The 5,490-nt window shown below is 71.6% G+C and carries 7 protein-coding genes and 1 pseudogene; 1 reads left to right on the top strand and 7 read right to left on the bottom strand.

Annotation, left to right across the window (positions count from 1 at the left end):
• Positions 1 to 221 (top strand): annotated as a pseudogene (locus tag GA0115259_RS14890) (hypothetical protein); the annotation flags it as partial.
• Between the two features lie 134 nt (positions 222 to 355).
• Here the strand turns inward: GA0115259_RS14890 and GA0115259_RS14885 are convergent.
• The 7 genes from GA0115259_RS14885 to GA0115259_RS14855 all read right to left on the bottom strand — a co-directional run.
• Positions 356 to 1,171, bottom strand: a complete 816-nt coding sequence (locus tag GA0115259_RS14885) for a toxin glutamine deamidase domain-containing protein (protein ID WP_141716568.1) — start codon at positions 1,169 to 1,171, stop codon at positions 356 to 358.
• A 355-nt stretch (positions 1,172 to 1,526) separates the two neighbouring features.
• Positions 1,527 to 1,895, bottom strand: coding sequence for a hypothetical protein (locus GA0115259_RS14880; RefSeq protein WP_093596370.1), 369 nt, complete (start codon positions 1,893 to 1,895; stop codon positions 1,527 to 1,529).
• Positions 1,896 to 1,903: 8 nt separating this feature from the next.
• On the bottom strand, positions 1,904 to 2,506 hold the full coding sequence (locus GA0115259_RS14875) for an HD domain-containing protein (protein WP_202450016.1): 603 nt from the start codon (positions 2,504 to 2,506) through the stop codon (positions 1,904 to 1,906).
• A gap of 63 nt (positions 2,507 to 2,569) precedes the next feature.
• Positions 2,570 to 3,499, bottom strand: a complete 930-nt coding sequence (locus tag GA0115259_RS14870; protein WP_093596368.1) for a hypothetical protein — start codon at positions 3,497 to 3,499, stop codon at positions 2,570 to 2,572.
• 40 nt (positions 3,500 to 3,539) lie between these two features.
• The gene (locus GA0115259_RS14865) at positions 3,540 to 4,391 is read right to left on the bottom strand and encodes a hypothetical protein (RefSeq protein WP_093596366.1); all 852 of its coding nucleotides are present in this window, start codon (positions 4,389 to 4,391) and stop codon (positions 3,540 to 3,542) included.
• Between the two features lie 80 nt (positions 4,392 to 4,471).
• Positions 4,472 to 4,666 carry a hypothetical protein gene (locus GA0115259_RS14860; protein ID WP_037905258.1) on the bottom strand — a complete coding sequence of 65 codons (195 nt, stop codon included), beginning with the start codon at positions 4,664 to 4,666 and terminating at the stop codon, positions 4,472 to 4,474.
• 237 nt (positions 4,667 to 4,903) lie between these two features.
• The coding region (locus GA0115259_RS14855) for a hypothetical protein (RefSeq protein WP_093596364.1) at positions 4,904 to 5,490 on the bottom strand (587 nt) is incomplete at its 5' end.

The following is a 5,490-nucleotide window of genomic DNA, read 5'->3' as shown; positions in this document are numbered from 1 at the left end:
GCTCGCGCCCCTCGCGGGGCGGGCCGGGTCGGCCGGTGCAGTGGGAAGTCGAGGCACTCGACCCCACCGAGCTGCAGCGCCTGGTCCTGGCCGCCGTCGAACCCCACACCGACCGTGCCGTTCTTGCCACCCGGATCGCGGAAGAGGACCGCCAGCGCCGACAGCTCAGGGCGATCGTCGACGAGGCGACAGGGCGGCGTAGCCCCGGCGGCGGCAGGTAGCCTCCCGCGCTCGGGCGCCGAGCCGACGCGGAGCAGAACGCCGGGACCGCATCTCGCAGCGTGTCGGCCGCGTTCAGCGATTCCGACGTGCTGCGTGTCCCCGTACGCGAGCCCGGCTGGCATCCGACACCGGCTCAGCTGGCGATGAAGGGCTCCAGCGTCTTCTTTGATGGGGTCGGCTTGTCGTCGAGCCGGATGAACGCGCTGACCTTGGCGAGGGAGAAGTAGTGGGAGGCGTCCGTCACCGGCGGGGTCGGCTGCCCGTCGACGAAGCGGACCCTGCCGCCGACGTTCTCGACGGTGAAGGCGTGGCCGCCGCCGTTCTTCCACGCCACCGCGACCATCCCGCGCGAGCCGGGTTCGCCGAAGGCGCGCTCTACCTCGGACCGGCCGACGTCTGAGGCCGAGCTGTCGCAGAAGCTGAAGCTCCCACCCCATGCCTCGCCGAGCTCGGCCACCCTGCGGCCGTTCGTGGAGTCGGGACCGGCCTCGACATCCAGCCCGCGCCGGCGCAGCTCATACGCCTGGGCGACGTGGCTGCAGTTGTGCGAGTAGGCGTGGACGCCCTGCTGGTAGTGCGGGTTGGCCGCGTCCAGTGCCTTGTCGATCTGCTTGTTCGTCTTGCGGGCCTCAGCGGCCCGGGCCACAGACCCCTGGGTGTGGTGCCGAACCACCGCGGCCGCCTGGTTCATGTGGTTCTTGGCGTCGATCGCCGCACGCTCGGCGGCATCGTGGTCGCCGGACTGGGTTGCGGCCCGGGCACGTTCGGCGCTGGCCTGCGCCCGCTCGTGTGCCTCCCAGGCTGCCCCGCCGTAGTCGATCTCGCCCTCATCCAGGGCCTGCCGGTAGGTACGGGCGGCGGCGGACGTGTGGGTGGCGTACCGGGCCCGCCGCATCGCCAGACTGCTTCCGCGGCACCGCCGTCCGCCCTGTGCCAGTGACCTGCACACGTTCAACTCCCCTGACTGGCCTTCGTATCTGCCTGATCAAGGGGTCAGGTTCGGGGGAGTTGCCTGTGGACAGAGACCTGTGCCGTCCCTCGCGCGCCGACGGGCGCAGTGCTGTGACCGTTCGCGATAGTTGGCGGATGTTCACGCTTGTTGGCGGAGCCGCCGAGACGATCACCTGAGCTGCGTCTTTGCTGGTGGAGAGCCCGGTTCGAGGCTCGGAGCCGCCAACTACCGTGAACAGGTCTCGCCAACTGCGATGAACAGGAACGTCGTGACCTGCGAGGACTCCTCGGGTGATCCGTGTGAACAGTCACAAGTGCCGGCGAGGGTGGTCGGACGAGGGGAGGCCGGTCAGTCAGACCGAAGGCGCAGAGGGGCAGTCGATGACCGGGAACTGCATGGACGCGCCCCCGGCGGTGAAGACCACCAGGACCGGCCCGGGACCGCCCCAGAACGGGCTGACACCGACCGGCGTGGTGGCCTCCATCTCGAGCAGCCAGACGCGGACCGCGATCGTGCTCACCGCGTACATCGTCAGCTCCCACGCGGCCGTCCGGTACCCGACCACGTCAGCCCGTGCCCACTCCTCGGCCGGCCGGTCCTCGGCGGACATCGTCAGATGGACCTGGTCGTAGACGAGGCGGACTCCTTCGCTCGCGCGCGCCCGGCGCGGCGGTACGGCCTCAACGATTCGCAGCAGATCCGCTGCCGACACCGTCGCCATCGTGTCCCCTACCTCTTCTGCGAGGTGGCGGACGCGGGTCCGGCACTGTCGTCGGAGGTGCCGGGGCCCGTGGCCGACGGGCCCGCGACGTGTTCGCCCAGCTCCGTGAGCAGCGCCGGATTGACGATCCGCACGATCGCCTCGATGTCGCTCCGGCTTGCGGCAGGCCACAACTCGGCCCGGGCGGCCCGGTACTTCGCCGCGAGACGGTCACGCTTGGCGGCCGGCAACTGGGCGGCCCGGTCGGGACGCGAGTTGTGCGCGTTGTCGGCGATCTTCAACAGCGTGGCCAGCGGATCACGGGTGATGCGCCGGATCTTGTCCTCGTACGGCACGCCGTCCTGGTTGGTCACCGCCTCCACGATCGCGACCACCCGGCCTGGCACGCCCGCGGCGAGCAGCCGCTCGGCGGTCCAGTCGGTGTCCTCGACGACGTCGTGCAGGAGGCCGGCCATGACGAGGTCGTCGCCGAACGGGGCGAGCCCGTCGGCCACGGCCTGGACGTGCGCGAAGTACGCCACGCCGATCTTGTCGACCTGGCCGGCGTGGGCGAGCTCGGCGAGCGCGCGGACGTCGTCGACGGACGTCACCGTCGGCAGCTCATCGTGCATATCGGTTCCTCTTCCGTAGGGGTGGTGCCACCGCAGGACCGCGGTGGCCGGCGCCGGGGACGGTCAGGCGGCTGCCGGGGCGGCCAGGGCGTGCGCGGACTCGCGGGCCTCGGCGAGAGCGGTCTTGAACGCCTCGCCGACTGTGGTCGCCTGCTCGGTCAGGCCGTTGATCTCGGCGACCGCGAGGTCGTCGCGGACGCTGCGGGCCAGCAGCTCCAGGAGGTCGCTGCCGGCGGCGGAGATCTGCTGGATCTGGAGGAACTCGGCGTAGCGCCGGTCGGCCTCGGCGGTCTGTTCGGCGTACGTTTCCAGTGCCGTCACCCGCCGTTCGATGCCGTCCAGCGTGGTCTGCAGCACCGCGCGGTGGGCCTCAAGCACGGGCCGGACCTCCTGCCCCTTCGCCCATGCAGGGGTGGAGCGTTCCACGCGGCTGTACGCGCGGAGCATCTCGGCGATCTCCCACTCCTTCTCCGGCAGCACCACGTCGTTGCGCTGGCGGTCGAGGTAGTCGTCCCGGTGCACCTTCGAACGGCGCACGGCGGCGACGGCGTGGCCGGCGCGGGCCAGGAGCTGCCCGGCGGCGGGGACCAGGTCGACGTCCAGGACGTACTGCTCGCGATCCTGCTGGATCCCGCGGAGCTTGTTGCGGGTCCCCAGGCGTCCCACGATCGGGATGATCGACATGAGCACCAGCCAGGTGACGCCGACGCCGACCGCAGGCCACAGGAGCCCCTCGAAGGGAGAGTCCGGGCCGGCGCCGCTGAAGAAGGCGATGCCGCAGGCGCACACGATCCCCGTCTCCCACCGGAGAGGGAGCCTCAGCTCGCGCCAGATGCTGCCGGTGCTGGCAGGGTCCGGATCGCGCAGCTCGGCGGGCTTCGCCGCGCGCAGCATCTCCTGGACCGTGGCCGGCAGGTCCGGGTTGATCGTCAGCCGCGGTACGACGAGCTCGCTGCTCCTGCGGTCTTCCTTGCTCCCGGTGTCGTCCTGCATGTGTGGTGTCCCCCTTGGTCGGAGTGCGGTGGTGGGCGGTTCAGCGGGCGTCGCTGCCGGCGGCGCCCGCCTCGGCGTGCCGGCGGCCCTTGTCGGTGACGGTGACGACGACGTCGGTGTCGTGGCCGTCGAGCTGCTCGGCGCGGTAGGGCCTGCGGGTCTTCAGCAGCCGGTGCTCGACCAGCCGGCCCAGGACGGCCTCCAGGTCGACGTCGTCGGCGGGCCGCGGGTGCACGCGCAGGCGGCCCTCGCCGAGGACCTCCTCCACGAGGAGCGCCTGGTCGGCGGTGTGTTCCGCCGGCGTGTCCGCCGCCCACGGGAGCCCGTTGGCCATGGCGTGCAGGAGCTTCAGGATCGCACGCTCGGCAGGGGAGAGGCCGAGGTCGGAGATCCGGGCGCCGCGGGTCGCGTTGTGCTCGGTGGCGGCGTAGGTGCGCACGCCGTCGGCGAGGAAGACCGGGCCGGCGGCGAGTTCCTGGACGACGTGCCGGCGCAGGGGCATGCGGTTCGCGAGGCTGCTGATCTGCTGCTTGGTGACGCCGACGATCTCTGCGGCCTCGGTGACGCCGGCCAGCTCGGGCACCAGCGGCTGGGCGTTGCGGCGGTCCAGCTCGGCCTCGGTGACGACCTCGGCCCCGATGACGGCGTCGGGGGTGATGTCCTGGGTCATGGCCGCGGCCTGGGCGTACTCGATGCCGCGGGTGACGGCGTCGACGACGCCGCCGGCGTCGACGAACAGGCGCACGCTGAGGTTGCCGTTGCCGGCCGGGCCGGCGCTCGGCCCGCTGTGCGGGTGGCGCTCGAGCAGCGCGTCGATCAGCCCCTCGTAGAGGTCCGCCGGTGCATCGGGCACCGCGAACTCCACACAGACGGAGTACGGGGAGTCGGTCATGTCTTCCTCTTCTTCATCGGGAGTCGTCGGTGACGGCGCGACGGCCGGGGCGCCGGGTTGCCCCGGCGCCCTCCGGCAGATCAGGGCTGGAAGCCCGCGCGCTTGAAGTACGCCATCGCGTTCTTCAGCCCCCGCGAGTCGCTGGGGGTGCTCGGCATGACCTGAACGAACTTGCCGTCCTTGAAGACGCGGTAGTGGCCGTTGCGCAGTGTCACGTCGAAGCCCTGGCTCTCCAGCTTCTTGATGAGCTGTCGGGTGTCCTTCTTGCTGGCCATGTTCTCCCCTATTACTGAACGCCGTCAAGAATTATGATGACACATAAAGCTGAACTCTGTCAAGAATTATGGCCAACCATGCTCCGGGGAGGTGTGGAGAACCGGCGAAAGGCCCTCCCACCAGGGCCTCACGGGCTGAAGCCCATGGGCGCACACCCCAGTGCCCGCCACGCGCCGCGGGCTGGGAGGCGTCCAGCGCCCGGCCCACGGCGCGCCCGCAGGATGGCGGGGACGCGGTCAGCCCTCCGGCGCGTTCGCGTCCGGCATGGTGGCCAGCACGCTCAGCAGCCGGAGAGTGTGCGTGCGGCGGCTGGCCTTGTCCCACACCCTCCACCCGGCATCAGCCAGGCTGCGACGGACCTCGGCGAGAGCGGCGTTGCGCACCGGGCGCAGGCGGCCGACCTGCGCGGGCCGCATCGCGGTCTCGTTGCTGTGGCCCTCGATGAACCACTCGCACTCCACGGTCCGCTCGCCGGTAGGGACGACGAACAGCCCGAACGCGCCGTGCTCCCCGTAGCCCCAGCGCCAGTCCCGGCCGATGACCGCCAGCGGAACACCCGCACTGCGGGCCTGCGCGAGCGCGGCCCGGACCGCCGGGTGCCCGGCGTGCTCGGGCAGGCAGCCAACGAACGCGCCCCGACTCCCCTCGGTGCTTTCCGCGCCGCCTTCCCACAGGTGGCCGGCGCGCCGGGCGAGCGCGGCCAGAGCGGGCGGGTGCGTCACCGACGCGGCGGCATGCATCACGGCGCGGAACTGCTCGGGCACCTCGGTGAGGTCAGCCCGCCCGTCCAGCACGGGGAAGAGCACCGCCACGTGGGTCAACA

Origin of the sequence: Streptomyces sp. MnatMP-M17, assembly GCF_900091995.1 — a bacterium.
Classification (GTDB): Bacteria; Actinomycetota; Actinomycetes; order Streptomycetales; family Streptomycetaceae; genus Streptomyces.
The sequence above is the reverse complement of the archived record's forward strand: the minus strand, read 5'-3'. Positions and strand labels throughout refer to the sequence as shown.